Below are 24,688 nucleotides of genomic sequence, written 5' to 3'. Positions count from 1 at the left end.
GGTCTCAGCGTTGCGGAAACAGGAAGGCGAAGGCGATGCGCCGCCGCCAGAATTGCGTGAGCGGCTCCTCGATTACGCCGAGCCGCTCATAGGCGTGGAGGAAGGTATCGGGCCCGGTGAGGATCCCGACATGCTTGGCGATGGCGCGGGGCTTCATGCGGAAGAGCACCAGCGCGCCGGGACCAGCCTCGGCGGGCGACTCCTCGACCATCATGCTCCGCGCGCCCTCGGCCAGAACCTCGCGCGGCCCGGTCTCGCCCCAGTCCCGGCTGTAGGGCGGGATCGGGAACGGCTCGGGGCCGACGACATCGCGCCAGATGCCTCGCGCGAGCCCGAGGCAGTCGCAGCCGACGCCCCGAAGGCTGGCCTGGTCGTGGTACGGCGTGCCGAGCCAGGACCGCGCTATGGCGATGACGCGGGTGGGATTAGCGGAGGTCACAGCACGGACCCCTCGTGGCCGCCATCCTTGGTGGCGTAGCGCAGCACCGCGTCCTGGCCGGGGATGTGCGGGAAACCGCGAAAGTTGGCGGTGTTCGCGAACTTCGCGCCACAGGTCTCGATCCGCTTGTCGCAGCCCGCACGGATTACGAAACCGTCGCCCTCGGTGATCGCGCGCACCGGCGCTTCGAGCAGCGTCAGCACAGCGATGCCGTCGGTGACGTCATGGCCCAGCACCTCGGTGCGCCGCCCCCCGTTTGCACCGCTCGTCCAGTCCAGCGTCCCGAATGTGAACCAGCTGGGGGTGAATGCGCCCAACCCCGAGGCGGTGAAGGCGCGGTCACGCAGGAGATCGATCACCGCGCCCGTGCCCTTGAAGGCAGGTTCTTCCAGATCGACGCCGCAGCGCGCGTCGCCGAGCGCAGCGTCGCAGGTCGCCTGGAAGGTCCGCCCAACCGTCTGGCCCAGCACATGCGCGAGCGAACGGACCTCCGCGACGAAGGCCAGACGCCCGCGCCGGATCTGCCCGATGGCCCCGCGTGGCATCAGTACGCGCTGGGACGTATCGGCCCAATTCACCCGCCAGACCTCGACCTCGGCATTGTCCCAGCGGCCGTCGAGGATGTCAGTCTCGGTGATCCGGTCGGAGGTCAGCACGCCCTCGGCGTCCTGCGCATCGACCGACAGGTCCGAGCCCGTGCGCACCTCCGACGCCGTGAGCCCGCTCTCGGGCTCGAAGTCGGTCCCGTCGAAGCTCAGCGTCCGGTCGTGATCGGTGAAACCGAAGGTGACGCCATCGGCGCGCGTGATCCGCCAGCACCAGGCGAGCATGGTCGTGCCCTCCTCGAGATGGGCCTGCAGGGCGGGATCAAGTGTCTTCATCGGCGCAGTTCCAGAAGCGGAATGGAGGTGATCGAGCCGAGCCGCTCGAGGTCGAGCGTCACGTCGAGCGCGTCCGTGTCGAAGCGGACCGGCACGTCGAACTCGAAACCTGCGGTGACCGTGACGCCGGAGCCCGGCGCGGCGGCGAAGGTGATGAGGCCGGTCGTGGCGTCGACCGACCAGCCGGAGGGCTGCTCGACGCTCGACAGCGCGATGCGGACGCTGCCTGCCACCGGCTTGGCGATGGCGCGCGTCCAGGATTGCGCCCCGGAGGCGTAGCGCTTGACCAGCTGGAAGGCGGTCATCGCGCCGTCGCCGGTGCCGATCGCCTGGTCGGTTGGCGATGGCGTGGCCGAGGGCAGGCAGGACTTATGGTCGCCCCAATCCTTGAATCGGAAGCCATGCAGCCGCCCGTTTCGTGCTTCAAAGAAGGCAACGACCGCCGCAAGATCGTCCGCGCGGCGGATGCCGTAGGCGACATCATAGCGACGGCGCGAATTGGCCCAGCTCGCGTTGCGCTCCTCGTCGCCCGAGGCGAGCTCGACGATCTGGGTGCGCCGCTCCGGCCCGCCCCGCGCGCCGCGGCTGATGTTGTCGGGAAACCGGACCTCGTGAAACGCCATCACATGCCCCTCCGCCCGAGCGACACGGCGCGGGCGATATCCGCCGCGACCTGCGTGCGGGACTGCCGGAAACTCTCGGCGTCGCGGGCCATGATCGTGACATTGACGCCGCCGCCTGCGCCGTAGCTCTGCGCTTCGCGTCGCGACAGCACCCGCTCTCCACGCTGCAGGATCGCGGGCACCTCGTCGTGACGAAGCCCAGCCATCCCGCCGCCATGCATTCGCGGGGCAGCGGCGAAGGCCATGGCCGGGACCATGCGCGAGGGCCCGGCAGAGCCGACCATCCCGCCCGCATGCAGGACGTTCGCGAAAATGCCGCCCGCCCCGGAGAACACGCCAGAGAGCGCGTTGGCGATCGGCCCGAGGATGAACCGCCGCGCCGCGAGCTGGGCCAGATCGGCGAGCAGAGTGGTGACGAGATCGCGGAAGTTCAGCTTCCCGGTCTTCACGAACTGGCCCACCGCGTTCTCGGCCGACTGGAAGGCGCCGACGAGGCTCTGGCCGATGTCGCCTCCGATGTCGCGGGCCTTGCTGGCGAAGTCAGACAGCGCCGCCGTGACCGCCTGCCAGCCGGTGACCGCCGTCTCGACGTTGGGCTCGGCCGCAGCAGCCGCAGCACCCGCGGCCGCACCGGCATTGGTCGCCGCCTGTCCGGCCCCATCGAGCGCGGTCTCGAACCGTTCCGCCGCAGTCATTGCCTCAGTCAGCGCATCGGTGCCGCCCTCGGCGCTGCCCTGCACAGCGTCACGCAGGGCCTGCCAGCTTGCAAGTGGCGCACGAGCACCTTCGGCCAAATCCCGCGCGGCGCCGCGATACGTGTTGGCTGTGGCCAGTGCAGAATTGGCCGTCTCGGTGAGCCCGAGATCGGGGTTTGTGAGCGGGTTCTCTTCGAAGGCCCGGTCGAACGCCGTCTGCGCGGCAGTCGTCGCGGCCCTCGCAGCACCCTCAAACCGGTTCTCAATCTGGCCCAGCTCAAGATCCGGGATAATCGAGATCCGTCGTTCGGACCCGAGCGCTTCCAGGCCCTGATTGATCCCGCCGATGAACGTGTTGATCCGCGAGACCACCCCGTTCAGCATCGCTTCCACGCCGTCGATCAGGCTGTTGGCGGCCTGGAACGCCAGGTCGCCGATGGCGGCGGGCAACAAGCCCCAGATCGCCTTGATCGCCTCATAGGCACCCTCGAAGGTGTTCGCGGCGGTGTTGCCGAAGGCCACGACGCTCTCGATGGCGCTCTGCGTGGCCAACGCGGCGTCCGCCTTCAGGTCGAAGAACATCGCGGTGGCAGCGGCCCCAGCCGCTGCCGCGCCCATGCGGATCCGCTCCCAGACCTCGACGGCGAGGTCCTTCAGGAGCGACATCGCCTCGCCGAACCCGCCCGCGCCGGAGACGAGGCGAGTGAACTGGTAGACGAGCTCACCCGCACCGACGATCAGCGCGCCGATGCCGGTCCGGATCAGCGCGCCGCGCAGGACGACCAGTGCTGTGGCGAGGCCCCGGACCGAGAGCGCCGCAGCGGCCATGCCGGCGACCCAGCGGCCCGCGAGGAAGGCGGCGAAGGTCGCGGCGTAGGTGGTCAGGCGGCCGATGTTGTCGAAGAGGCCGCGGATCGCGACGCCAAGCGGCCCGGTGCGACTGGCAAGCGCTGCCATGGCGTCCGCAACCGCCTCCAGCGCGGGGGCTGCGGCGACTGCGAGCTGGTTCGACAACCCGCGCCAGATCAGCCCGAGCCGGGAGATCGCGTCGTTCGTCCGCTCGATCTGGTCGGCATCCTGTTCAGAGACGACCACACCAAAAGCAAGCACGTCCTCTGTCGCCTGGCGCAGCGTCGCCGTGTCGATCCGCGACATGGCGATCGAGCCTTCCTCGCCGAAAAGCTGCCCCGCAACGGCGGCGCGCTCGGCGGCAGGCACGAAACTCTCGATGGCGGCGTTGATCGCACCAACCCGCTGGTCCAGCGGCAGCGCGATCAGCTCGTTGGCCGAGAGCCCCAGCCGGTCGAGCGCGTCGGCGGCGGGGCCGGTCCCGGCCGCAGCTTGGCTGAGACGGCGCGTCAGGTCCTTCGTCGCCTGCTCGATACCGGACATCGACACGCCCGCCAGCTCGCCCGCGCGCTCGAGCGTCTGGATCGAGGCGACGGTGGTGCCGAGCGACTGCGCGAGCTTGGACTGCGCGTCGACCGTCTGGAGGCCGGAGCGGATCATCGCCACGCCAGCGGCGGCTGCGGCGGCCACCGCAGCGGCGGCCGCGACCCGGACCCGGCGCGAGAAAGCCGCGAGCCGGGCGTTCACCGCCTCCATCTCCCGGCTCAGCCGTCCGAAGCCGCGCGACCCGGCTTCGCCGACACCTTCCAGCTCGGCGCGCACCTGCCGTCCGCCGAACGCTGCGAGGCGGACGCTGACCCTCTTCTCAGCCATGGGAGTGATCCATCTGTTCGTTGAGCTTGGCGACCATCACCGCTTCGATGACGGGCAGCAGTTCGGCCATGGCGAGCGGCGGCACGCCGAGCGCGTCCCCGAGGGCCAGCGCCGCCGACATGTCCCAGCCAATCACGGCGCCCGGCAGCACGCGCAGCTGACCGCCAAGGCGGCCGACGAGATCCCAGACCTGCCAACCTTCCGGCGTTTCCGGACGGTTCAGCCGCGCCGGGCAGTCCGGGCAGGCTCGCTCGCAGGCTTCGCAGTAGCGCTCGCCCCCGCCGAAGGACCATTCGGCGAGAGCGAGGAGGAGTTTTTTTCCTGTTCCAGCAGCAGGCCCTTCGAGACATAGGTCAACTGGAAGGCCTCGAAGATCGGCCAGAGGTCGAGAAGGGCATCGACGGCGTCCGGACTCGGGTCAATGGGCTTGCCGTCGGTATCGCCGATGCCGTCCCAGGCGAGCACGGCACGCCGCGCGAGCGCTTTGGCGAAGGCGACGGCGCGCTCCTCGTCAGAGGCGTCCTCGGGCACCGCTTCTACGGCGGGATCGCTTCGCGTCGCCACCATCAGCACCGTGGTCAGCGGGCGCAACTGCACCCGGACGCCGGGCGCGAGGTCATGCCAGCGCGGGGCATTGGTCAGGTCGAGCGTCAGCATCGTCAGTACACCTCGATGTCGTTGATCAGGGTTGCTGTGCACATCCGGCCGACAACGCTGTCGCGGGCGGCCTGCCAGTCGAAGGTGGCCTGCACGCCCTGCGGCCCGGAAATCTCGATCCGCGGGCGCGGCAGGTAGACGGCGTGCACGGTGAAGGTGAAGCTCTCGCCGGACGGCAGGACATAGGCGAATTCCATCTCGCAGGCCTCGCCGTTGATCGCCTGCGTCACCAGCGTCTGGTCGGCGAAGCGCACCTCGATCCGACCGGTCAGCGCGGCGATGGACGGGTCCGCACCGTCGATGCGGCCGTCCGAGCGGATCGTCTCGATCCGGTCGAGATTGTTGGCATAGGTGATCTCCGCGGAGACCACGTTGCCGAGCGCTGTGCCGTTGCGGCTGATCGCGCCGTTGAAATGGCCGAAGCGCTTCAGCTCCAGTGCGGCGGGCGTTCCGGCGCTGGTCGTGGTCCCGACCGTCTCGCCCTGCGCCACCAGCCGCGCTGTGGCCGTCAACAGGCCCGATCGCTGCATCTGCCAGGTGATCTGGTCGAGCACGCAGCCCGAGTACATCGCGTATCGCGGCACCTCCGGCATGCCGGTCTCGATCGCCATCGAGGGCAGCGTCCAGGACCCCGACTGGAATTCGTGGCTGTACGGTGCTTCCACGCCCGTGGTCGTCGGCGCGCCGAAGGCCGCCTTCAGCCAGAAGCCGAAGGCCTCCGCGTCGAGCGGCACGACGATGTCGCCGTCCGCCGTCACCGCGTCCTTGATCGGCGCCAGCGGATCGCGGCCGTAGCCGAGAAGCTCGGAATTGAGGAGCGGCTGCTCCGCGCCGAGCGAGGTGCTGGCGAAGGGCATGCGGGTGAAGCCGCTCGCGGGCGGCGTTCCATAGGTCGTCTCGAACGCAAGCGCCATCAGCGCCCGCGCCCCCTGGGCTCGTGCCATGGTGTTCTCCTCGGGTTGTCGGGGTCAGGCCAGAGCGTCGGCCGTGGAATAGTGCAGCACCACCGGGATCACGGCGGCCTTCAGGTTCGCCGCGCCTTCGACCGACAGATCCACGGGCCGCGGCGCTTCGGCCTCGACCCAATCGCAGAGCCCGCCCAACGTGCGGTCAGCGGCAAGCCTCGAGCCGATGCTGGCGGTCAACGTGTCGAAGGCAGCGTCACGGTCGGGGCCCTGCACGACCGCCTCGATCTCGGCGCGGTGCTGGTAGTGGTACTGCAGCGGCGACAGCGTCACTTCGGGCTCGCCGGGTTCGCCGTCGCGCAGGATCAGCAGGCCCTCTGCGGGCACGCGTTCGGGCAGCACGTCGCCGCGCAGGGCCGTGGCGGGCAGCGCCGAGAGCCGTGTGTGCAGCGCGGCGAGGATGGTTTCACGAGAGGTGGGCATCTTGGAAAGCCGTTCGCTTACAGATACTTCATTGATCGTCAGTGGAGGATCGAGATTGCAGCCTGTTCTTTTCCCGAAATACCGACATGTAATTGAGTCACGAGGCGCTTCGGCTGCAAATGATCCAGCACTCGTGGTGGATCAACGAGGACGAGATACCGTCTTCTATATGCCATTCGAGTACGTAAATAAGTGCGCCAGAATCGTGATTGTCGGCATTACGCCGGGACCGCACCAAATGCTGCTCGCATACGATGAAGTGAAGGCGCTGTCCTCCAGAGGAATGAACGAAGATCAGATCCTTTATCAGGTGAAGAGCCTCGCGGCGTTTGGGGATGAATCGATGCGCCCCAACCTTGTGAAGATGCTCAATGCAACGAAGATCAACGAGTTGCTGGGCGTCCGAGACGCGGGTGAGCTGTGGTCAACTTCGTACGATGCACTCCATGCCACCTCCGTCATTCCGCATGCAGCGTTCAGAAATGGGAAGATGTTCGCTGGCAGCTTTGACCAAGTTCTACGATCCGAGGCCTTCGCTGCCGGTTTCCACAGGGATTTCCTGCCATCCTTGCAAGCCTTGCCACATAACGCCTTTTTCCTTGCGCTTGGGCCCACGCCCCTTGATGCGCTCCACTGGTGCGTCGCGCAGGGGCATATTCAGGAGGAACAACTTCTCGGAGCACTCGCGCATCCCTCACGATCCAGCGGAAGCCAAGTCGACATCTATCTTGGCCTGAAGGATCCGCAGGATCTGAACCCGAAGGATCCAGTCCGTTATCGCGTCGACTGGCTGCAACACGCATCACAGTCGTTGAGACAGAAGCTTCGGAAACTCGCTCGGTAGGCCCTTGCCAAGGACCCGGCTCGTTGAAGTTTCCTACAGCTTCGCCTCCACCCAATTCGCCACGATCAGCCCCGGCACGCTGTCCAGCGCACGGTCCGCGTCCCGCGCCAGATCCAGCCGCTTCGGCAGCTTGACCTGCGGCACCAGCAGGAAGATCGACGCGGTGACCTTGCCGCGCCCGGTCTTCGAGCGCGACACCACCGCCTGACCCTTCGTGTTCAGCCGTCCCTCCGCCACCAGCAGGCTCGGACCTGTGCGGCGATAGACGAAGCGCAGGCGCAGCCCACGTCGCCGTTCCCATTCGCCGGGGGTGATCCGGCCGCCGCGCAGGGACTTGCCTGCGGCGGGCAGCGGGATCGCCAGCCAGAACCCAATCTTCGAGCGGATCAGCGGCCCCGTGTCATGCGCGCCGACGATGACCGGCGCTTTTGACCAGACCAGCGCCGCGGCATCCAGGCTTTCGCCCGACCTCGGGAAGTTCTGGTTGCGGATCGAGTTGGCGAGCCGGGGCCCAAGCCCCGCACTGGTGATCTGGGTGCGCCAAGCTGTCTTGAGCTCGGTCCCGGCCTCGCGCATTGCGGCGGTCACAGCGCGTTCGCCCGCCGCGACCTCCGCCGCCATCATCGCGACGATGTCGGGATCGATGTCGAGCTTCAGTTTCACGCGGGCCTCAGATCCACGGTCCAGACCAGCCGCTCGCGGTCGCGGACGGGCTCTCCCTGGATGAGGAAGGCGTCGCCATCGATCTCGATCCTGTCGCCGGGGCGCGGGTTCGCCACCTCGGCCACGCGCAGGTCGATCCGGGTGGTTTCGGACCAGAGCCGCGCGTCGCCGAAGTCGGTGACCGCGTCCGCACGCCGGGCGACGGTACGCACCAGCAGGGGCGCGCCGCCGTCGGCGATGTAGACCGCGTCCCGGCCGATGTTCGGATCGCCGAAGAGCGCGCCCACGGCGGCGGCGAAGGCGCTCATCAGAAGGCCGCGTTCAGGCGCACCCGGCCGATGGTGTCGCCCGCGCCGCTCGCCACCGCCTCGACGGCCACGCCGATGAGGGTGTTGTCGGTCGCGACCGTGGTGCAGCGCTTGTTGGTGTCGTCCCAATAGACCTTCGCGCCGACGGTCCAGGCCTGGGAGCCGACCTTGATGATGTCGAAGACGCCGACGAGCGCGGCCTCGACGGGCTCGCCGAGGGCGGCCGCCCCGGCGGCAATGCCGAAGATGGAACCGACGAGCAGGCCATCGCCGGAGGCGACGGCATAGGGCGCGGTCAGGGTGATGGTGTTGCCGGGCTGGACGTAGGTTTTCATGGGGAGGATCCTCGTGGAAAGACCAAGGGCGGCCCGTCAGGACCGCCCGCATGTCAGGGTTCAGCATGGGGTGCGGGTTACGCGCCCGGGTTCTTGTAGAGGCCGCGCCAGTCGATGGCCTTGGCGCCGAAGTCGAGGCGGCACTTGATCTCGACGCCATCGACGTCGAAGCCGTTGCGCGTCTCGATGTAGGCGCCCTGCTGACCCTCGAGATAGGCGTACTCGATGGTGTCGATCTGGTTCGGGCTGGCGGCCAGATACCAGGCGGTCTCGCTGGCGGCGTCGAGGCGGGGCTCGCTGATCGGCGCCAGCGTCCGGATCGACTGCGGCACCACGCTGGAGGTCGCGGCGGGCACGAGGTTCTGGGCGACCAGCTGCTCGGCCTTCAGCTCCAGCGAGGCGGGCACGATCAGGAAGGCGGGGCGGACGTTCAGCACCGTCTTCTTGTCGAGACCGGTCTGCTTGGCCATCGCCGCTCGGGCCGCACCGACGCTGCCGACGTCGAGCGCAGCGCCGGTCCCGGCGAGGTTCTTGTGGGTGGTGTGGAACAGCGCGTTGCCATCGGCCATCGCCGGGTTGGCGGTGATGATCCCCCAGACCACGTCCGACTCCAGCTGAGCGATGGAGTTGCCGTACATCGCCGGGATCCGGGTGAAGGCGTCCAGATCGTCGTTGATCAGCGTCTGGCGGGTGATCGCGACCACCCGGCCATAGGTCTTGACCTTGTAGCTCTCCTTGCTCTCGCCGAGCGTCCCACGCTTGAACTCGCCGCTCTCGCCCACCTCGAGCAGCTGCGGGGCCTCGCCGAGCTGGACCCGGTGCATGGCCTTGAAGTCGGTGGCGAGCACCTGGCGACAGAACAGCATGAAGGTGCGGGGATAGGCCTCGTAGGCCTGCCGCAGGGTCTTGTTGGTCACCGCCGACAGGATCTCGGGGAAGTCCGAAGTCGAGTGCAACGCCCGCGTCGCCACCTCGTCGCGCGACAGACCGCGGGTGTTCACCCCGGCATTGCCGAGGCTTTCGCGGGCGAGCTCCAGCAGCGTCATGCCGCGGTACTGGCGGGCGGCGTCCTCCAGCTGGAACAGCGTCGGGCTGTAGCGGTGCAGCAGCGCATTCGCCACCGCGTCGCGGCGGGCGATGCGCTCGTCCCTGCCGCCGAGGGGGACCGAGACATGGGGGAAGGTCCGGGTCTCGTCGGACTTCGCCGCGACCTGATCGAGGATCAGGCGGCGGGACTCGTCCACGCTGACGCCACGCTTGACCAGATCCTCGGCGAAGCCGCGCTCGAGGTTCAGCCGCCCGGCCAGATCGTAGATGGTGGAGACCCGGTCACGCTCGGCCTCGCGGGCGCGGGTGGCGACCGCTTCGGTGTCGGGCGCCGGCGTTGCCTGCGTCTTCGGCTGCGCGCGCGTCTCGCTGGCGGCGACCTTCGGGTCGGGCGCAGCCGCATTCGGCTCGGTCATGGTGGTGTCCTCGGTTTCGACCGGCTCGGTCGGCTGGGTGGTGGCGGGGGTTGCGGCGTCGCGCGCCGGGGTCTGGGTCTTGTCCGTCATCGGGGATGCTCCTTGCTCTGTGGGGGCGTCCCGGCGGTGGAGGACGCAGTCGTGAAGGGGATGCTGGGCGCGGAAGCCCGCTGCCGGGTCTGCTCCGACGGCGACGGCGGAGACCTCGAACGGCGTCCAGTCCACCGCGCGCCAGAGCTCGCGGGCGGCCTCGGGCTTCGAGACCTCGAAGCGGTGGACCTGGTAGCCGATGGAGACCGCGCGGATGTGCCCGGCCTGAATGTCGCGCCAGATCGGCTCGACATCGGCGCGCTCGCTGATCCGCACCAGGGCGATACCGCGGCCGTTCTCGATCCGCGCCGAGCCTGGCACGACCGAGCCGATCACCGCGTCGAGCGTGTCGAGCTCGTGCACCTTCAGGAACGGCGCGCCCGCGTTCAGCCGGTCGAGCCGCACATGGGCCGGATCGAGGCTCAGCTCCTCGTCGTAGGGCTCACCGAAGAAGGTGGCGCGCCGCACGCGGGCCCCGGCCGACCAGACCACCTCGACGGTGCGGCTGTCGGCATCGGCCGTGTTCGGCGCAAGCTCCGCCGACCGGCGCATGGCCGGCAGTTCGATCATCGTGTCCATGGGGTCAGTCCTGTTGGTCGGCCTGCGCCGGGTCGATTGAATCCGCGTCAGCGTTGGTGTCGTCGGCGGCAGGGTCGTCGTTCGCCGGATCGCTACTCTGCGCGCTGCCGGTCTTGGTCACCCTCCGCGGATCGCTGTCGAGCACCAGCCCCAGCGCATCGAGCTTCGCGTTGGTCGCGGCGATCTCGGCCAGCACCGCGTCGGGTTTGCGGCCTTGCCGGGCGATCACCTCCGCCAGCGTCATGGTGCCCGACCGGATCGACAGCAGGTTCGCCATCGCGTCCTTCTGCGGATCGACCGCCTCGAACTTCGGCGGCGACCATTCGACCGGCACGGTCGGCGACGGGATCTGCCCCGCCGCCCATGCGGCTTCGGTGAACCAGCGCCACACTGGCGTGCAGAACATCGGAATGAACAGCTGCCACTGCACCGCGTCGATCTGGCGGCGGAACTCCACGAGCCCCGCCCGGATCGAGGAATAGTTGACCTGGCTGAGATCGCCGGTCAGCAGCTCGTAGGGCACCCGGAACCCGGCCGAGATCGTGTGCAGGCTGGCGCGCTTGTATTCGCCGTAGCCGCCGGTGGCCGAGGGCTGGTTGAACCGGATGTCCTTGCCGCCCCGCGCATAGGCGATCAGCCCTGGCTCGAACTGCTCCACCCGGTTGCCGTCGGCGTCGACCACCGAGGGCGCGATGCCCTGCTGCGCCTCGTCGTCGCCGAAGACGATGGCGGTGACGCAGGCCTCCGTCTTCTTGCGGACCAGTTCGGCCACCTCGTAATCGTCGAGATCGCGCAAGCTGCGGATCACCGGCGCGCCCCAAGGCACGCCGCGTGCCTGCGTCCGCTGCTTCTCGTAGACATGGGCGATCTCGGTCGCTAGCACCGGGCGCGATCCAAGTCCGCCGTTCAGCGCGCCCCAGGCATCGCCGGGGTGCTCGGCATTGAGCCAGTAGGCCCGGCGCTTGCCGAGCTGGTCAAACTCGATCCCCTGCACAAGGCGGCCCGCGCCGAGCGCGCCGGATTTCGAGGCGTCGAGGAAGTCGGCCTCGAGCACCTGCAAATGCAGCGGCACCGGCAGACCATCTGACGCCCGCCGCAGCCTGCGGCGCACCAGCACCTCGCCCGCTTCGACCATCTCGCGGCAGATCAGGGTCTGGAGCCCATAGAAGTCGAGCTGGCCGTCGGCATCGCACTCCGCCGTCCAGCGTTCGAAAAGATCATCGACCTTGCGGTCCAGCCTTTCGTCGCCACTGGCGGCGCGCGGCATGATGCCCGCGCCGATGATGTTGTTGACCAGCACCGCCACGGCCTTGGCCGCATGCGGATTGTTGCGCACGAGATCGCGCATCCGGTCGCGCAGGAGCGCCCCGGCCACGCCGATCTCGGTATCGGCCGAGGATCCCGGCGCGCGCCAGCCGTCCGTCCGTCGCCCTTTCGCCGCTCCGTCATAGCCCCGTGTCATGGTCTCGAAGGCCTGACGGGCCAGCACGCGCCTGGCGGCGGCCCGAGGGGCGACGGAGGCAATGGCCCTGTCGAACCAGTTTGCCGACATCAGCGATCCCCGCGCAAGAAACCCGCGAGCCCGGCCACCGGCAGCGGCCGCGTGGTCCCGGCAATGGCGCGCTCGATGGTCCGGATGCGGGCGAGCAGGTCCTCGGCCGAACCATAGTCGACGGACTTGCCGTCGTAGCTGACCCGGGTCGTGCCGCTGGCATAGGCCCGGCGCAGCGCCGAGAGCTCGGTTTCCGTCCAGTCGGTCATGTTCAGAACCATCCTCCGCGCCGCCCGAGCCAGTCGGAGCGGCGCTTGCCCTGCGGGGCCTGTCCCTGCCGGTTGATCTGTCCGGCGGGATCGGTGTCGGTTGGAGCGGCCCCGAGCTGATCCTCGAGGTCGCGCCATTTCTCGTCGGGCCAGCGGTCCGCGCCCGCAATCCAGGCGGCGGCGCGGGCGTAGACCCGGCAATCCAGCGCCTCGTTGCGCTCGCGCAGCTTCTGCCATTCCAGCCGGGCGAAGCCGCGCTTCGTGCGCACCGTCACCAGCTGTTCGGCCACGAACTGCTTCAGCCATTCGTTCTCGACCCAATGCGGCAGATGCACCGAGCCGGGTGGGAACGCGGCCCCGTCGGCCATCTCCTCCTCGGTCGGCCGCGCCAGCCGCAGGAAGCGGTAGGTCTCGGCCTTGAAGGTCGAGACCGCCACGGTCCAGAGCCGTGCCTCGCGCCGCAGACGTTTACCGCCCTCGGTCGCATCGACGAAGGTCGGCCCCGACACCGGGCTCGAGCGGTTGAACCCCTCGACACCCTTGACCGGCGACACCTGCCCAAACCCCTGCGCCCGCGACCAGGAATAGACCGCCGGGGCCTCGTAGCCGGTGTCGATGGCGAGCCGCGCGATCCTGAGATGCGCGCCGCGTTCATGCGGCCACGACCGATCCAGCAGCGCCGTCAGCTCTGACCACGCGTCGTGCCGGTCGGGCCCGCCCTCGATCACGACGTGATCGACGAGCCAGCTTTCCAGTCCCCGCCCCCAAGCCCAGACATCGACCTCGATCCGGTCCTTCTGCACGTCGGCCCCGGCGGTCAGGAACAGCCCGCCCGCAGGAACGGTACCCGGTTTCCATACCTCGCGGCGGTCGTAGAGCCGTTGCCAGTCCGGCGCTTCCCCGGTTTCGACCCATGTCTCGCCGAGGATGGTGTTGCGGAATGCCTTGATCGCCTCGTCCGACCCTTGGGCCGCCTCACAGCCGCGCGCGATGCGGACCCAGCTGAGCCAGCCCACCGGCGAATAGAGCGCCGACAAATGGTAGCCGACCGTTGCGGGATCGGCGGCCGTGGCGGTCGCCCGCCATTCGCCGCCCTCCAGCATCGCCGTCTTGTGGTGTTCCGCGATTGCCGCGTCGCAGCCCTCGCAGTGATATTCCGCCGTCTCCGGCTTGCCCTTCTGCCAGCGCAGCCGGTCGAACTTCAGCCACTGCATCGCGCCGCAATGCGGGCACGGCACGAAGTACCGGCGCTGGTCGCTCGCCTCGTACTCGCGCTCGATCCGGGAAAGCCCGCGGATCGTAGGGGTCGAGACCAGCAGCACCTTGCGCCGGTGCGCGAAGGTCAGCGACCGGGCCTCGGCCAACGTCACCGGGTCGCCTTCCTCGTCGGCCGAGGCCGGATAGGCGTCGACCTCGTCGAGGAAGATGTAGCGCGCCGGGGTCGAGCGCAGCCCGACCGCCGAGTTCGCCCCGGTCATGATCAGGATGCCGCCCGCGAATTCCTTCGACAGCATGGTGTTGCCCGCGTCGCGCGACCGGGCCGGTTTGACGCGGTCCCGCAGCTCGGGGCTCTCATCGATCAGCGGGTCGATCCGCTGGCGCGAATTGCGTTTCGCCAGTTCCACCGTCGGCTGGACCGCCAGCATCGGACCCGGCGCCTGGTGGATCGCGAACCCGATCCAGTTGTTCCCAGCCTCGGTCGCGCCGACCTGCGCGGCCTTCATGAACACGATCCGCTGCGTGGGATCGCCGGGCGACAGCCGGTCCATGATCTCGCGCATGTAGGGCGTGCGCACCGTCCGGTACCGCCCAGGCTCGGCCGAGGCGCGTCCCGAGAGCATCCGGTGCCGGTCCGCCCATTCCGAGACGGTCAGGTCCGGGTCGGGCCGCAGCCCGCTGCCCCAGGCGCGCAGGATCTCGCCCGCGCCGTCGAAGTCCGTCAGGCCATCGCCGCTCTCACCGGAAGTCGGGCCGGACCTCGGCGAGTTCGTCGAGGTGGGCGCGTACATGTTTTTCCAGGACCTTCTGCATCGCGGCTGGCTCCACGGTGATCTGCTGGCCCGTCGCGTCGCGGCACGAGGCCGAGAGCTCGGCCGCCATCAGCGCCGCCGCACGCGCAGGCCAGTTCACCCACGCGTCCCGTTCCTCCCGCGCCAGCCGGAACACCAGCGCCAGCGCGCGGGCCCGCTCGATCAACTCCCCCTTCAGCTTCTGCAGACGGATGCGCCGCTCCTGCGCCTTCAGCACCTCGTTGGCCGTCTTTGCCTGCAGGAAGGTCGTGCCGCCGCCGACGGCGGGCACGGCCAGCCCCTGTTCGCGCAGCGTGTCGCCGACGGCGGCCACTGCAGCCTCGGGAACAGGCTTCAGCTTCGGCCCAGGCGGCATCCTCGTCTTCGACGGGTCCGTCATCTCGGCACGCCGGGCGTCGCTGGCGGCCGCGTTGATGCTGCCGTCGGGATAGAGGACCAGCCGCTCGGCCGCCTTCGCCTTCTGGATCGCGCCCCGCGACAGCCCGACATGGGCGGCGTACTGGCGCTCGCTCATGCCCTGCATCGACAGCTCCGATTATCATTCAAGATCATGTGCTTATCGAGTTGATAAGCCTCGCGGACAGAGGGAATGTCACTCCAACGAAGCGATGCAACTCACCCGGAGCCACCACGATGACCACCCGCCTGAACCCGATCACCACCCCGCGTCACGAACTCCGCGCCGAGAAGGCGCGCCGGAACAAGGAAGCCGCGCTCGCGGCCTTCATCGGCAAGAAGGCCGAGATCGACGAGATGCTCGCCCGCCTGCAGGCACTCAGCGACGACCATTTCAACTGCGCCCCCGACGAGGCGGGCTGGGCGATGGTCGGCACCCTCGAACACTACGCCAGCCTTCTGAGGCGCATCACCGACAGCGCCTTCGGCGAGGGCGAACACGCCCGCTGATCTCCGGCACTGCCGGAACTCCCGCCGCGCGCCCTGCGCGGCTCGGGATCGTAGAAGGCGCCGCATGACGCGGGCCCGAATACGGAGACGACCCCATGACCAAGCTTTCTGACACCCAAGCCATCATCCTCAGCGCCGCCGCACAGCGCGAGGACCGCATCGCCCTGCCGCTGCCCGAGAGCCTGCGCGGCGGCGCTGCCGCCAAGGTGGTCGGCGCGATGCTCGCGAAGAACTTCCTGCAGGAGGTCGACGCCGACATGCGCATTGGCGAGCCCGTCTGGCGCGAGACCGGCGACGGACACGGCGTCACGCTGGTCGCCACCAACGCAGGCCTCGCCGCCATCGGGATCGAGCCCGAGGACGCGAACGCCGCGCCTGCGGGCGCGACGGACGCGCCGACCGAGGAGCCTGCGCCGGACACCCCCACCGAACCGAAGGCTTCGCCCAAAGCGCGCACGCCGCGCGAGGGTACCAAGCAGGCCACCCTGATCGCCATGCTGCGCGCGCCGGACGGCGCGACCATTGAGGAGATCATGGCCGCGACGGGCTGGCAGTCGCACACGGTGCGCAGCGCGATGGCCGGGGCGCTGAAGAAGAAACTCGGGCTCGAGGTGACCTCGGAGAAGGTCGATGGGCGCGGGCGGGTCTATCGGCTTCCGGCAGCCTGATCGCCCGCGCAAGAACTCAGGCCGCCGCCCCGACTGGGCGGCGGCATGCATGATCATTCAAGAAGCGAAATGACCCCAAGCACGATCCCAATTGCGCCAAGGCCTACCGACCAAACAGCGAGCCACGCCGGGATATAGATCCGGGGATCCTGCGTCCGAAGGTACCAGCGCATCTTGCCAAACCATCCGAGCGCTTGGAGATCGAAATTCAGGCGTTCGCCCTTTTCCACTCCGAGCGCCTGCCTCGCATCAAAGGCCATGTAGATCGCGCTGTCGTCATCGTGGCCAAGAATAACCGTATCGTATGACCTCGATCGATCAGCCATGTTTGTTATTCGAGCGACACCATATCGACCAATTCCGCTTCGATGTGAGTGATGCACTCGAACAATCGAATTTCCCCATTCGCTTCGATCAAGCCCTTTGACTTCAAGTTGCGGCATGCTGCTGTCCCTACTGAACTTGGCACACCATACACGTCATGCGCGGCCGGCAAAAAGATCGTAACTGCCCGAAGCTATGTGTTCCGCCGCAGCCGTTCGAACAGCCGCCGCAGGACGTAGGACCGCGCTATGCTCACCACGGTGAACACCGCGCCCATCTTCAGGTTCTGGGCCAGCGTCGTGTGCAGCCCGAAGATCGGAAAGATCAGGAATTGCGTGACCACGGCGACGCCGTAGCCGACGATCACGTTGGCGACGGACTCGACCAGCGACATGAGGCGGGACTGCTTCATGCCGCTGCCTCATCCATCGGCCAGCAATTCAGTCGCCAGAGTTCGCAGCGCATGCGCCGCAACCAAGGGGACCACGCCGTTGCCACAGAGCCGAAGCCGGTCCACCCGGTGGGCCAGCCCATCAGCGCCTCGACGAACAGCGGGTTCAAGGTCCGGCGCGGCTCGGAGGTATCGCTCCCAGCCATCGGCGTCACCAGGACCTGGCGGCCAAGCAGGCCGTTCACCGGCGTGTTCGCCAGTGTCGTCGCCCCATCCTTGTGATCGCGGGCCGTCGGCGTCATCCACATCCCCGCCGCATGGGTCAGATCGGCTGTCTTGCGGTTGCCAGCGCTCGGCTTGCAGCCGTCGTTCGCCATCGGCGTCGGCCAGTCCCGCGCCATTCGGTCCAGACCCTTCTCGTCGCGCCTGTCGCCACCCCGGCTGCGGAAGCTGTCGGTCTGCGGCGTCGGCCACATCGCGGCTGTCGTCGCGAGGTTCATGCCGTGCTGGCCCGCAGCCTGCGATGGCGTCGGTTTCGTCTGCCGGTTTTCGTTGGCGCTGGCCCTCGGCGTCGGCCAGAGCCGCAGCAGTTCCGTCCGGTTCCCGCCACTCGACCGGGTGCCAGAGCAGGCGCGCGGGGTCGGCCAGCTCGTCCCCCTCGCGGATGGCGAGGATGAACAGGCGCTCGCGCTTGTGCGGCGCGCCGACTTCCGCCGCCGTGAAGAGGCCTGCCGCAAGGCGGTAGCCCATGCCGACCAGTCCGCTGGCGACCTCGGGGAATCCGAGGCGGAGATGATGGGCGACATTCTCGAGGAACACGAAGGGCGGCTCGACCTCGCCGACGATGCGGGCGACATGCGGCCAGAGGTGGCGCGGGTCGTCCGCGCCCCGGCGCTTGCCCGCGACCGAGAACGGCTGGCACGGATAGCCCGCAGTGACGATGTCCACCGCGCCGCGCCACGGGCGGCCGTCGAAGGTTCCAACGTCGTCCCAGACAACAGCCTGATCCAGGGACGCGTCTTCCATCCGCGCCACGAGAGTGGCTGCGGCGAAGGTTTCCCGTTCGACATGGCCCACAGCACGATATCCGGGGATGGCGATGGCGAGCCCGAGGTCGAGCCCGCCCGCGCCGGAGCAGAGGGAGAGGCCGAAGAGGCATGCGTCTCCGGCTCCGGAAGCGCGTCCGGAGGAAGGTAAAGCCAGGTCATGCATGTCACGCGGCGGTCTTGCGCTTGCGCGCGGGTTCGGGTGCGGCGTCCGTGTCGGGCGTATCGACCGGGGATTCGGCATCGTCGCCCAGCCGCTCGGTCCTCACCTCAGCGAAGGTCCGGCCATCGCCATCGAGGATCGCGTCGCGCCCGGTCTCGGCCTGCCACCGCTCCACGGCGACATCGACATAGGCCGGGCTGATTTCCATCGCGAAGACGCGGCGGCAATTGGCTTCGCCCGCCATGATCTGCGAGCCGGAGCCGGAGAACGGCTCGTAGCAAAGCCCGCCCCGCGCCACATGCTGGCGCATCGGGATCCCGAAGGCGTCGAGCGGTTTCGGCGTCGGGTGGTCGGGCCGGTCGTCCTTGGCGAAGGACGGCAGCGCCCATGTCGAGGCCAGCGTTTCCTCGGCCACCTTCGGCGGGCGGTTCGGACGGCGCCAGCCCATGAAGCAGGGCTCGTGTTTCCAGAGGTAATGCGACCGGGTCAGGACACCGCGGTCCTTCACCCAGATGATCTGCTGATGGACGAAGGCGCCTGCCTTTTCCCAGCAAGCCTCCAGCATCGCCTGGCGGCGCGAGGCGTGCCAGCAGTACCAGGCGGCGTTCTCTGCGATCGCCTCGGCGACGGCGGCGGCAATGAAGCCGTCGTAGAGTTCCGCGCCTTGAGAACTGTCATCCCAGGTCGTGCCGTAGGACGCGGACCAGTCCTTGTTGCGGGTCGGATGGTTCGAGCCGTCGTAGTCGACGAGATACGGCGGGTCGGTCGCGAACAGGATTGCCCGCTCGCCGTTCATCAGGCGGCGTACATCGGCCGCGCTGGTGCTGTCGCCGCAGAGCAGGCGGTGGTCGCCGAGGATCCAGAGATCGCCCGTCCGCGAAGCCGGGTTGCGCGGCGGTTCGGGGATGGTCACCGGCGGCACGGAGCCCCCGGCGCCACCTTCTTCACCGTCGTCTTCCGCGACGTAGGCCAGCAGCTTGTCCAACTCGCCGTCGGAGAAGCCGACGAGCGACAGGTCGAAATCTTCGGCCAAGAGGTCGTTCAGTTCCGCCGACAGCAGCGCCTCGTCCCAGGTGCCCAATTCCGTCAGCTTGTTGTCGGCGATCCGGTAGGCCCGCCGCTGCGCCTCGGTCAGATGCCCGAGCACGATCACCGGCGCCTCGGACAGCCCGAGTTGCGTCGCCGCCAGCACGCGCCCGTGGCCCGCAATCAACTCGCCGTCGTCGGCGACGAGGCAGGGCACGGTCCAGCCGAACTCCGCCATGCTGGCCGCGATCTTCGCGACCTGGTCCGCGCCGTGCGCCTTCGCGTTCCTCGCGTAGGGCTGGAGGCGCGACAGCGGCCACATCTCGATCGCGTCCGGGGCGAAGCTCAGCGTCATGACAGGCAAGGTTCCTCGGTCGGGTGGATGCCGGTGGCTTCCGGACTCCGGATGCCGCGCTGGACTCCAAGCGGGGTCCAGCGGCTACCGGCGGTCTCCGGTCGGAAGGCCAGCGTTCATTGGTGTTTGCGCGGGGCGCGCGTGGCTCCGGCTTCCGGGTGGCTTCCCAAAAATCCGGCCCTGTCGCTGGCGAAGTCCCGCGCTTCGCCCGCCAGCATACGAATGTCGCCAGGAAGGAACCGGAAACTGCCGTGGGCTGGACCCCGGCCGGACCCTCGCTGAATACCGGGGTCCAGAAGGCCCCCGTCAACGCAAAGGGGAGAGCGAGCCTTCCAGCGCACTCTCCCCATCTTGCCTTCGGAATAGCATGGATCTGTTGCAGATGTCGAAGGGAAAAGTGTTGCAACACATTGGAGTCACTGCGCATTCAGGCGCGCAGCGATCTTGGTCAGCGCCAGCTGCCAGCGACGCCAGGCGGTCGTGCGGTCGCAGCCGAGTTCGCCGCTGATCTGCTTCCACGGCACACGGGCCGCGCGCGACCAGACCAGCTTGCGTTCCGCCTCCTCGATCCAGAGCACCCAGTCGAAAGTCTGCTCGAGCCGAGTGATCGCGGCGGCCGAGGGCCAGACCCGCATCGGCTGGGGCTCCATCGCGGCGATCTCGCGGCTGGTGCGCACGATGTCAGGCCAAGTGTTGAAGTAGCCCTGGGCCTTCACCGGCGGCAGCTTGCGCAAGGTGCGGAACGCCTCCTCGAAATGATCGGCGACGCAGTCGGCGGTCCATTCGCGATCAGCCATGGTGCGCCTCCCTGTCGGAAGAGCGCGGCCCGTAGAGCTTCTCGCCAAGCTGGCGGACCAGTTCACGCTCGGGCCAGGTGAGGCGGTCGTCATCGGCGGAGACCGCGAGGACGCCCTGTTCCCGCCAGCCCTCGCGTTTGACCTGCTCGGGATCCCGGCGTCGGCCGCCGTAGCCGTGGGGATGCCATCTCATGCGACACCCCCGTTCGTCTCGATCGCCCAGAGCAGGATGGCGATGGCGTCGGCCTCGTTGTCATCGGCCGGGCTGAAGCCGCGGGCGCGGACGGCGGCGACCATCGCGGCCTTGTCGGCATTGCCCTTGCCAGCGGCGTGGCGCTTGATCGTGCCGACAGGGACGCCCTCGTAGGGCACGCCGCGCAGCTCAGCCCATGCGGTCAGCGTGGCCATGAGCCCGCCGTAGATGTGGCTCGCGTCGGTGCCCGCGTGGCGGCGGACTTCCTCGAACCAGATGGCGGCGACGGGCCCGGACAGCCGGTCGATCTCGGTCAGCCAGTTGGTGAAGCGCAGGTAGCGCATGCCGCCGCCGTCGAAGCGGCCGGGACGCAGCGAGACTGTGCCGCTGGTGATCAGGTCGTCATGGCCGCGGATCGCCCAGCCGGTCGAGGTGCCGAGGTCGAGCGCGAGGATGCAGCGGTTGCGGGGCGTGTCGAGCGGCAGCGATTCAAACCTTGCGCCGTCGCAATTCGGGATCAGAGTCGGCTGAGCCATGATGGGTCTCCTTTGCCGGTGGCCTGTGGTGGTGGAAGACGACGGCGGTCTGGTGCTTGGCGGTACGGGGCCGCCGTCGTCGGATCGGGAAGCACAACAGACCGTCACGGCGGCGCGCGCGGCTGACCCGGACGTATGGGAGGAGTGGCCAACCCTGTGGGGTGGCCCTCCCATACGTAGTATGGGGGTTTGACACCTAACTGTTCCGGGGAGGACAAGTGGCTGAAATCATTGCGGAATAGGACTTCATGAAGTCTTCGGGCATGAGTTAGGGGCCTAACTCTTATTTGCCCGTAACCCATTGATTTCGTTGAGTGCGCAGTTGGCGCTGTCATATGAGTCAGGCCTCACTCATATGAGTTGGGTCGTCATCCAGCCCCTCCGGGTAGACCCAGACGGCGGGGTTTTCGACCTGCAGGCAGAGCCCGGATTGGGGGCATTTGAAGTGGCTGGGCAAGACCGGACGGGCAATCGTGGTGACCTCGCCCGTGTCCGGATCGACATGCTCGTCGGGCGCGCCGAACTGCATGCCTTCCACGCAGAGGTAGCCGAACCGGGACCGGGTGACGGGGAAGCCGAACCCCGAGGGGTCGCGGAGGAACTTCACAAAGCCCTTGGTCGCCAGCACGCTGAGGCGCTCGCGGATCGTGTGCTTGCTGCCCAGACCGCCCCGGTTCTCGAAGTTCTCGGCGAACTGCATGGCGGTGTAGAGGCGCTCGCTCGCCGCCTCATCCAGCAGCATGCCGAGGATGACATCGTGCTTGCGCAGCCGCTCGGCATCGAGCTTGGCGCCGACCTCCTTGCGTACCAGGCGCTCGTTCAGCGGGTTCAGCTCGACCCACTCGCCCTTCACCTTGTCGATCAGCTTGCCCGGCAGCGCGGGGCCATTGCGCAGTTCGATCTCCAGCCTGCGGACACTGCTGTCCTCGTCGGGGCGATGCATGAGCAGCCCCGAGGTGTAGAAGCCGCGCAGCGCGCTGGCGCCGGAGAGCGCGAGGAAGGGATCGTCCTTGACCTGATGCTTGGTGGCCTTGCGGGTGTGGAGGGCGAGGATGACGCCTGCATCCGGATTGACCGCCTCGCGCAGGAGCTCGACCCGGTCCTTCAGGAAGAACATCATGGCGGTGTTGTCGTTCTCGCCGCCGCCCTCTGGGCCGCCGTCGAAGAGATTGCGGATCGGGTCGATGACGAGGATGTCGGGCGGCGCGTCGGCGAATGCGGCCCGGATCGCCTCGGCCACGCGGGCGACGCCCTCCGCGTCGAGCAGCAGCTTCAGCTTCGGTGTGGCGATGAAGGTGTCGCGCGCGGCGGCGATCACGGCGGCGGGCAGCGCGATCTGCTGCATGCGCTCGCGCAGGTAGTGATACTGGATCTCCGCCTGAAGGTAGAACACGCGCAGCGGCCGGGGTGGCGTGAAGCCGAGGAACGGCACGCCGGCCGCCATATGGACGAGCCAGCAGATCAGGAAATCGCTCTTTCCGACCTTGGGTGCGCCACCCAGCACCAGGAGCCCGCCCGGCGTCAGCACGCGCGGCCCGATAATGTCCTCGGGCATGGGGCTCGTGTCGTCCAGCAGCGCGCCGAGGGTGAAGGTCGGCAGCGGGCTGGCCGGGGCACCCGCGTGGGCCGCGCGCAGGAGCGGCGGGCCGTTGCGCTTCACATGCAGCGCCCAGAGGCGCTCGGACTCGGCCATCAGCCGATCGAGCGGCCAGGACGGGCGCAGCATGGCGGCGTTGTAGCCGCAGATCGCCTCCCAGCCCGCGAAGGGGTCGAGGCGGCCCTCGTGCACCAGGCGAACGTAATGGCCGATGGCGGCGCTGGCCCCCTGGAAGCGCGACCAGTCGTCGACCGCGCCCTCCCGCACCGGTGTGGTGAGCACAGCGTCGATGCCGGGCTTCGCGGTCGGCGCGGCAACGTCGCTGGCGAAGCCCACGCCCGGCAGCGGCGGCATCTCGGCGACCTTTTCGGCGAAATCCGCAAGATCCACCTCGACGTCGCGATGTTCGCGGATCTGCACGAGGCGCTGGTGGCCGTGCTTGTGATAGACCGTGCCGGGCACCCGGATCGGCTGGTGTGCCGAGCGGAAATGCGTGTCGCCGCCGACCTTCACGGCGATCTCGCCGCGAAGGCGGCAGAGGGTGACCAGGTCGTCGCCCTCGGCGGGCTCGGTCAGTTTCCACCAGACATGAAGCTTGGCCGCGCCCTCTGGCGTGCGCCCGCCGCTTTCGATGATCAGCGTGGGCGGGCCGATGTGGCGGGTGACATGGTCCAGCTTGGCCGGGATGTCGCCCGCGTCGAGATCGACGACGAGGGCCTGCATCTGCAGCACATCGGCGGCGCGGGCCTGGCCCTGTTCCTCGACCGTTCCGGGGATGACATAAACCGCAGCGCCTTCACGGTTGGCCCATGCGGCAAAGGTCGCGAGTTTCCCTGGTGCGCTGCCGTCGGCCGCGATCCAGATATTGTGCGGCTTGCCGTCCCGGCCCTGACCCTTGTCGACGAAACCCCGGAGCGGGATCAGCCCCTCGCACCAGCTGAACACGGTGTCGAGGAAGACGGCGATCTGCTGGGGATCAGGGTCGCAGCCGAACGGGTTCTCGGACGGTGGCCCGTCATTGAAGTCCATCCACGGGTTGAAATGCAGGACGCCGTCGTCGCTCATGCCGGCAGCCCCCAGCAGCGCTCGGACCAGGGGCAGAAGCGGCATTCGAAGAAGTCAGGCGTAGTGGCGACGCGCGGCAGCAACTCGCCCGCATCGGTCGCCTGCAGGATCCGCACGCCCCGGTCGGACATGCGCTGCGCGAGGTCGGCGTCGAACGCGACCTGCTCGTGGTGCATCTCGGCCGTGTCCTTGTTGATCGCGGTGAACACAGCAGGCGCGGCGCTGATGCCTGGCACGCTGGTTTCCATGTAGGCCTGATAGAGCGCGATCTGGGCGGCGTAGACCGGCTTCGACTTGGTCACGCCGTCCTTGACGCAGGCGCGCCAGTTCTTCGCGTTCATCGTCTTGCATTCCCAGAGGGCCGGAACGGCAAGACCGAAGCCCTCGGGCCCGGCGGCGATGATGCCATCAACATGGCCCCGGATGCGCCCGCCCGCGACCGAGAAGCCGAACTGGCCGCCATCGGGCCGGTTGCCCTTGCGGGTGTAGAGGTCGAAGCCCGCGCCGCGCAGCCAGGCGACGGCCAGATCCTCGAGCTTGTGGCCGATGGCGAAGATGCGCAGCGATTGGCCCGAGAAGTCCTGGCCCTCGTCCTTCGGCGTCGCGGTGAACTCGAACTGCAGCGCCCGCTCGCAGGCATGGCCGAGGCGCGAGCCGCCGAGATAGTCGCGGGGCGGCCGCGTCGCCTGATCGGCGGTGAGCGCCCGATCGACGGCGGCGTTGACCCGGTCGGCGAAGCTGGGGCGATGGTTGTAGTCCAGCATCAAAACGGCACCTCCGGCGTCTGCGCCCGGGCGATGTCGGACATGGCCTCGCGGAAGCCCTCGACGGCTTCCTCGATCAGCGCGCGCACCTGCGCCTCGGTCAGGTCCGCAAGCGGAGTAGCCCAGCCGATCTCGTCCATCAGCAGCGCCACGCGCTTCATGGTGGCGGTGATCGCGGCGCGCTCTTCCTCGGTCAGGTCAACCATGGCGAAACGCTCCCGCGCCAAGCGCGTCCAGAAGGACTGGCAGGGCATCGAGCAGAACCAGACCGATGGCCGGGGCTGCTTCGACCGGTGCGGATCGAACCAGCCAAAACCACGGGTGGGTTGTCGGCAGACAGCACAGAGCGTTCCACGCGGATGCCAGAGCCGCCGCCGGT

General features: G+C 68.5%; 29 protein-coding genes and 1 pseudogene. 3 read left to right on the top strand and 27 right to left on the bottom strand.

Annotation, left to right across the window (positions count from 1 at the left end):
• Positions 1-4: 4 nt before the first annotated feature.
• The 8 genes from ACFQ4E_RS11240 to ACFQ4E_RS11205 form a co-directional block, all read right to left on the bottom strand.
• Positions 5-439 (bottom strand): NlpC/P60 family protein, encoded by a 435-nt coding sequence (locus ACFQ4E_RS11240; protein ID WP_386803553.1) that lies wholly within the window; start codon positions 437-439, stop codon positions 5-7.
• A complete protein-coding gene (locus ACFQ4E_RS11235) occupies positions 436-1,320 on the bottom strand; it encodes a DUF2163 domain-containing protein (RefSeq protein ID WP_386803552.1) in 885 nt (294 codons plus the stop codon). The genes ACFQ4E_RS11240 and ACFQ4E_RS11235 overlap by 4 nt, the downstream gene beginning before the upstream one ends.
• A complete protein-coding gene (locus ACFQ4E_RS11230; RefSeq protein ID WP_386803550.1) occupies positions 1,317-1,943 on the bottom strand; it encodes a phage distal tail protein, Rcc01695 family in 627 nt (208 codons plus the stop codon). The genes ACFQ4E_RS11235 and ACFQ4E_RS11230 overlap by 4 nt, the downstream gene beginning before the upstream one ends.
• Positions 1,943-4,360, bottom strand: a complete 2,418-nt coding sequence (locus ACFQ4E_RS11225) for a phage tail tape measure C-terminal domain-containing protein (protein WP_386803548.1) — start codon at positions 4,358-4,360, stop codon at positions 1,943-1,945. Before ACFQ4E_RS11225 ends, ACFQ4E_RS11230 begins: the two co-directional genes overlap by 1 nt.
• Positions 4,353-4,511, bottom strand: a complete 159-nt coding sequence (locus tag ACFQ4E_RS11220; protein ID WP_154449671.1) for a DUF7697 family protein — start codon at positions 4,509-4,511, stop codon at positions 4,353-4,355. The genes ACFQ4E_RS11225 and ACFQ4E_RS11220 overlap by 8 nt, the downstream gene beginning before the upstream one ends.
• Before the next feature lie 68 nt (positions 4,512-4,579).
• Positions 4,580-5,017, bottom strand: a complete 438-nt coding sequence (locus ACFQ4E_RS11215) for a hypothetical protein (protein WP_386803545.1) — start codon at positions 5,015-5,017, stop codon at positions 4,580-4,582.
• 2 nt (positions 5,018-5,019) lie between these two features.
• Positions 5,020-5,961 (bottom strand): phage tail tube protein, encoded by a 942-nt coding sequence (locus ACFQ4E_RS11210; RefSeq protein ID WP_386803543.1) that lies wholly within the window; start codon positions 5,959-5,961, stop codon positions 5,020-5,022.
• 24 nt (positions 5,962-5,985) lie between these two features.
• The gene (locus ACFQ4E_RS11205) at positions 5,986-6,405 is read right to left on the bottom strand and encodes an acyl-CoA transferase (RefSeq protein WP_386803541.1); all 420 of its coding nucleotides are present in this window, start codon (positions 6,403-6,405) and stop codon (positions 5,986-5,988) included.
• A 238-nt stretch (positions 6,406-6,643) separates the two neighbouring features.
• Here ACFQ4E_RS11205 and ACFQ4E_RS11200 point away from each other — a divergent pair, with 238 nt between their 5' ends.
• Entirely contained in the window at positions 6,644-7,249 is a 606-nt protein-coding gene (locus tag ACFQ4E_RS11200; protein ID WP_386803539.1) for a hypothetical protein, read from the top strand.
• A 33-nt stretch (positions 7,250-7,282) separates the two neighbouring features.
• On the opposite strand, the gene ACFQ4E_RS11195 is transcribed toward ACFQ4E_RS11200, so the two are convergent.
• The 8 genes from ACFQ4E_RS11195 to ACFQ4E_RS11160 all read right to left on the bottom strand — a co-directional run bounded on the left by ACFQ4E_RS11195 (position 7,283) and on the right by ACFQ4E_RS11160 (position 15,001).
• Positions 7,283-7,912: a DUF6441 family protein gene (locus ACFQ4E_RS11195; protein ID WP_386803537.1), complete on the bottom strand. Its 630-nt coding sequence runs from the start codon at positions 7,910-7,912 to the stop codon at positions 7,283-7,285.
• Positions 7,909-8,220: a head-tail joining protein gene (locus ACFQ4E_RS11190; protein ID WP_386803535.1), complete on the bottom strand. Its 312-nt coding sequence runs from the start codon at positions 8,218-8,220 to the stop codon at positions 7,909-7,911. Before ACFQ4E_RS11190 ends, ACFQ4E_RS11195 begins: the two co-directional genes overlap by 4 nt.
• The gene (locus tag ACFQ4E_RS11185; RefSeq protein ID WP_386803534.1) at positions 8,220-8,555 is read right to left on the bottom strand and encodes a DUF2190 family protein; all 336 of its coding nucleotides are present in this window, start codon (positions 8,553-8,555) and stop codon (positions 8,220-8,222) included. Before ACFQ4E_RS11185 ends, ACFQ4E_RS11190 begins: the two co-directional genes overlap by 1 nt.
• 77 nt (positions 8,556-8,632) lie before the next feature.
• Complete coding sequence (locus ACFQ4E_RS11180) at positions 8,633-10,687, bottom strand: prohead protease/major capsid protein fusion protein (RefSeq protein ID WP_386803532.1); 2,055 nt, start codon at positions 10,685-10,687, stop codon at positions 8,633-8,635.
• Between the two features lie 4 nt (positions 10,688-10,691).
• Positions 10,692-12,239: a phage portal protein gene (locus ACFQ4E_RS11175; RefSeq protein ID WP_386803531.1), complete on the bottom strand. Its 1,548-nt coding sequence runs from the start codon at positions 12,237-12,239 to the stop codon at positions 10,692-10,694.
• Positions 12,239-12,448 carry a phage head-tail joining protein gene (locus tag ACFQ4E_RS11170; RefSeq protein ID WP_386803529.1) on the bottom strand — a complete coding sequence of 70 codons (210 nt, stop codon included), beginning with the start codon at positions 12,446-12,448 and terminating at the stop codon, positions 12,239-12,241. Before ACFQ4E_RS11170 ends, ACFQ4E_RS11175 begins: the two co-directional genes overlap by 1 nt.
• Before the next feature lie 2 nt (positions 12,449-12,450).
• Entirely contained in the window at positions 12,451-14,457 is a 2,007-nt protein-coding gene (locus ACFQ4E_RS11165; protein WP_386803527.1) for a phage terminase large subunit family protein, read from the bottom strand.
• Positions 14,405-15,001, bottom strand: a complete 597-nt coding sequence (locus ACFQ4E_RS11160; RefSeq protein WP_386803526.1) for a hypothetical protein — start codon at positions 14,999-15,001, stop codon at positions 14,405-14,407. Before ACFQ4E_RS11160 ends, ACFQ4E_RS11165 begins: the two co-directional genes overlap by 53 nt.
• 110 nt (positions 15,002-15,111) lie before the next feature.
• Here ACFQ4E_RS11160 and ACFQ4E_RS11155 point away from each other — a divergent pair, with 110 nt between their 5' ends.
• Positions 15,112-15,384, top strand: coding sequence for a hypothetical protein (locus ACFQ4E_RS11155; protein WP_386803525.1), 273 nt, complete (start codon positions 15,112-15,114; stop codon positions 15,382-15,384).
• A 95-nt stretch (positions 15,385-15,479) separates the two neighbouring features.
• Positions 15,480-16,052, top strand: a complete 573-nt coding sequence (locus tag ACFQ4E_RS11150) for a DUF3489 domain-containing protein (protein WP_386803524.1) — start codon at positions 15,480-15,482, stop codon at positions 16,050-16,052.
• Between the two features lie 53 nt (positions 16,053-16,105).
• Here ACFQ4E_RS11150 and ACFQ4E_RS11145 read toward each other — a convergent pair whose 3' ends face one another.
• From ACFQ4E_RS11145 to ACFQ4E_RS11095, 11 genes and pseudogenes are all read right to left on the bottom strand, one after another.
• Entirely contained in the window at positions 16,106-16,495 is a 390-nt protein-coding gene (locus tag ACFQ4E_RS11145; protein WP_386803522.1) for a hypothetical protein, read from the bottom strand.
• 74 nt (positions 16,496-16,569) lie between these two features.
• Positions 16,570-16,788, bottom strand: coding sequence for a DUF7220 family protein (locus tag ACFQ4E_RS11140; RefSeq protein WP_386803520.1), 219 nt, complete (start codon positions 16,786-16,788; stop codon positions 16,570-16,572).
• On the bottom strand, positions 16,785-17,267 hold the full coding sequence (locus ACFQ4E_RS11135) for a hypothetical protein (protein ID WP_386803589.1): 483 nt from the start codon (positions 17,265-17,267) through the stop codon (positions 16,785-16,787). The genes ACFQ4E_RS11140 and ACFQ4E_RS11135 overlap by 4 nt, the downstream gene beginning before the upstream one ends.
• A gap of 202 nt (positions 17,268-17,469) precedes the next feature.
• Positions 17,470-17,979, bottom strand: a pseudogene (locus ACFQ4E_RS11130) (DNA cytosine methyltransferase); the annotation flags it as partial.
• Position 17,980: 1 nt separating this feature from the next.
• On the bottom strand, positions 17,981-19,357 hold the full coding sequence (locus ACFQ4E_RS11125; RefSeq protein WP_386803519.1) for a site-specific DNA-methyltransferase: 1,377 nt from the start codon (positions 19,355-19,357) through the stop codon (positions 17,981-17,983).
• Positions 19,358-19,773: 416 nt separating this feature from the next.
• Positions 19,774-20,154 (bottom strand): DUF6362 family protein, encoded by a 381-nt coding sequence (locus ACFQ4E_RS11120; RefSeq protein WP_018303644.1) that lies wholly within the window; start codon positions 20,152-20,154, stop codon positions 19,774-19,776.
• On the bottom strand, positions 20,147-20,347 hold the full coding sequence (locus ACFQ4E_RS11115; protein ID WP_386803517.1) for a hypothetical protein: 201 nt from the start codon (positions 20,345-20,347) through the stop codon (positions 20,147-20,149). The genes ACFQ4E_RS11120 and ACFQ4E_RS11115 overlap by 8 nt, the downstream gene beginning before the upstream one ends.
• Positions 20,344-20,883, bottom strand: a complete 540-nt coding sequence (locus ACFQ4E_RS11110) for a hypothetical protein (protein WP_386803515.1) — start codon at positions 20,881-20,883, stop codon at positions 20,344-20,346. Before ACFQ4E_RS11110 ends, ACFQ4E_RS11115 begins: the two co-directional genes overlap by 4 nt.
• A 340-nt stretch (positions 20,884-21,223) precedes the next feature.
• A complete protein-coding gene (locus ACFQ4E_RS11105) occupies positions 21,224-23,545 on the bottom strand; it encodes an AAA family ATPase (protein WP_386803513.1) in 2,322 nt (773 codons plus the stop codon).
• Positions 23,542-24,309: a PD-(D/E)XK nuclease family protein gene (locus ACFQ4E_RS11100; RefSeq protein ID WP_386803511.1), complete on the bottom strand. Its 768-nt coding sequence runs from the start codon at positions 24,307-24,309 to the stop codon at positions 23,542-23,544. The genes ACFQ4E_RS11105 and ACFQ4E_RS11100 overlap by 4 nt, the downstream gene beginning before the upstream one ends.
• Complete coding sequence (locus ACFQ4E_RS11095; protein ID WP_045683641.1) at positions 24,309-24,515, bottom strand: DUF6511 domain-containing protein; 207 nt, start codon at positions 24,513-24,515, stop codon at positions 24,309-24,311. Before ACFQ4E_RS11095 ends, ACFQ4E_RS11100 begins: the two co-directional genes overlap by 1 nt.
• Positions 24,516-24,688: the final 173 nt, after the last annotated feature.

Source organism: Litorisediminicola beolgyonensis (assembly GCF_042679605.1).
Lineage (GTDB): Bacteria > Pseudomonadota > Alphaproteobacteria > Rhodobacterales > Rhodobacteraceae > Litorisediminicola > Litorisediminicola beolgyonensis.
Note: the sequence above shows the minus strand (reverse complement) of the source record. Positions and strands in the feature narration are given on the sequence as shown.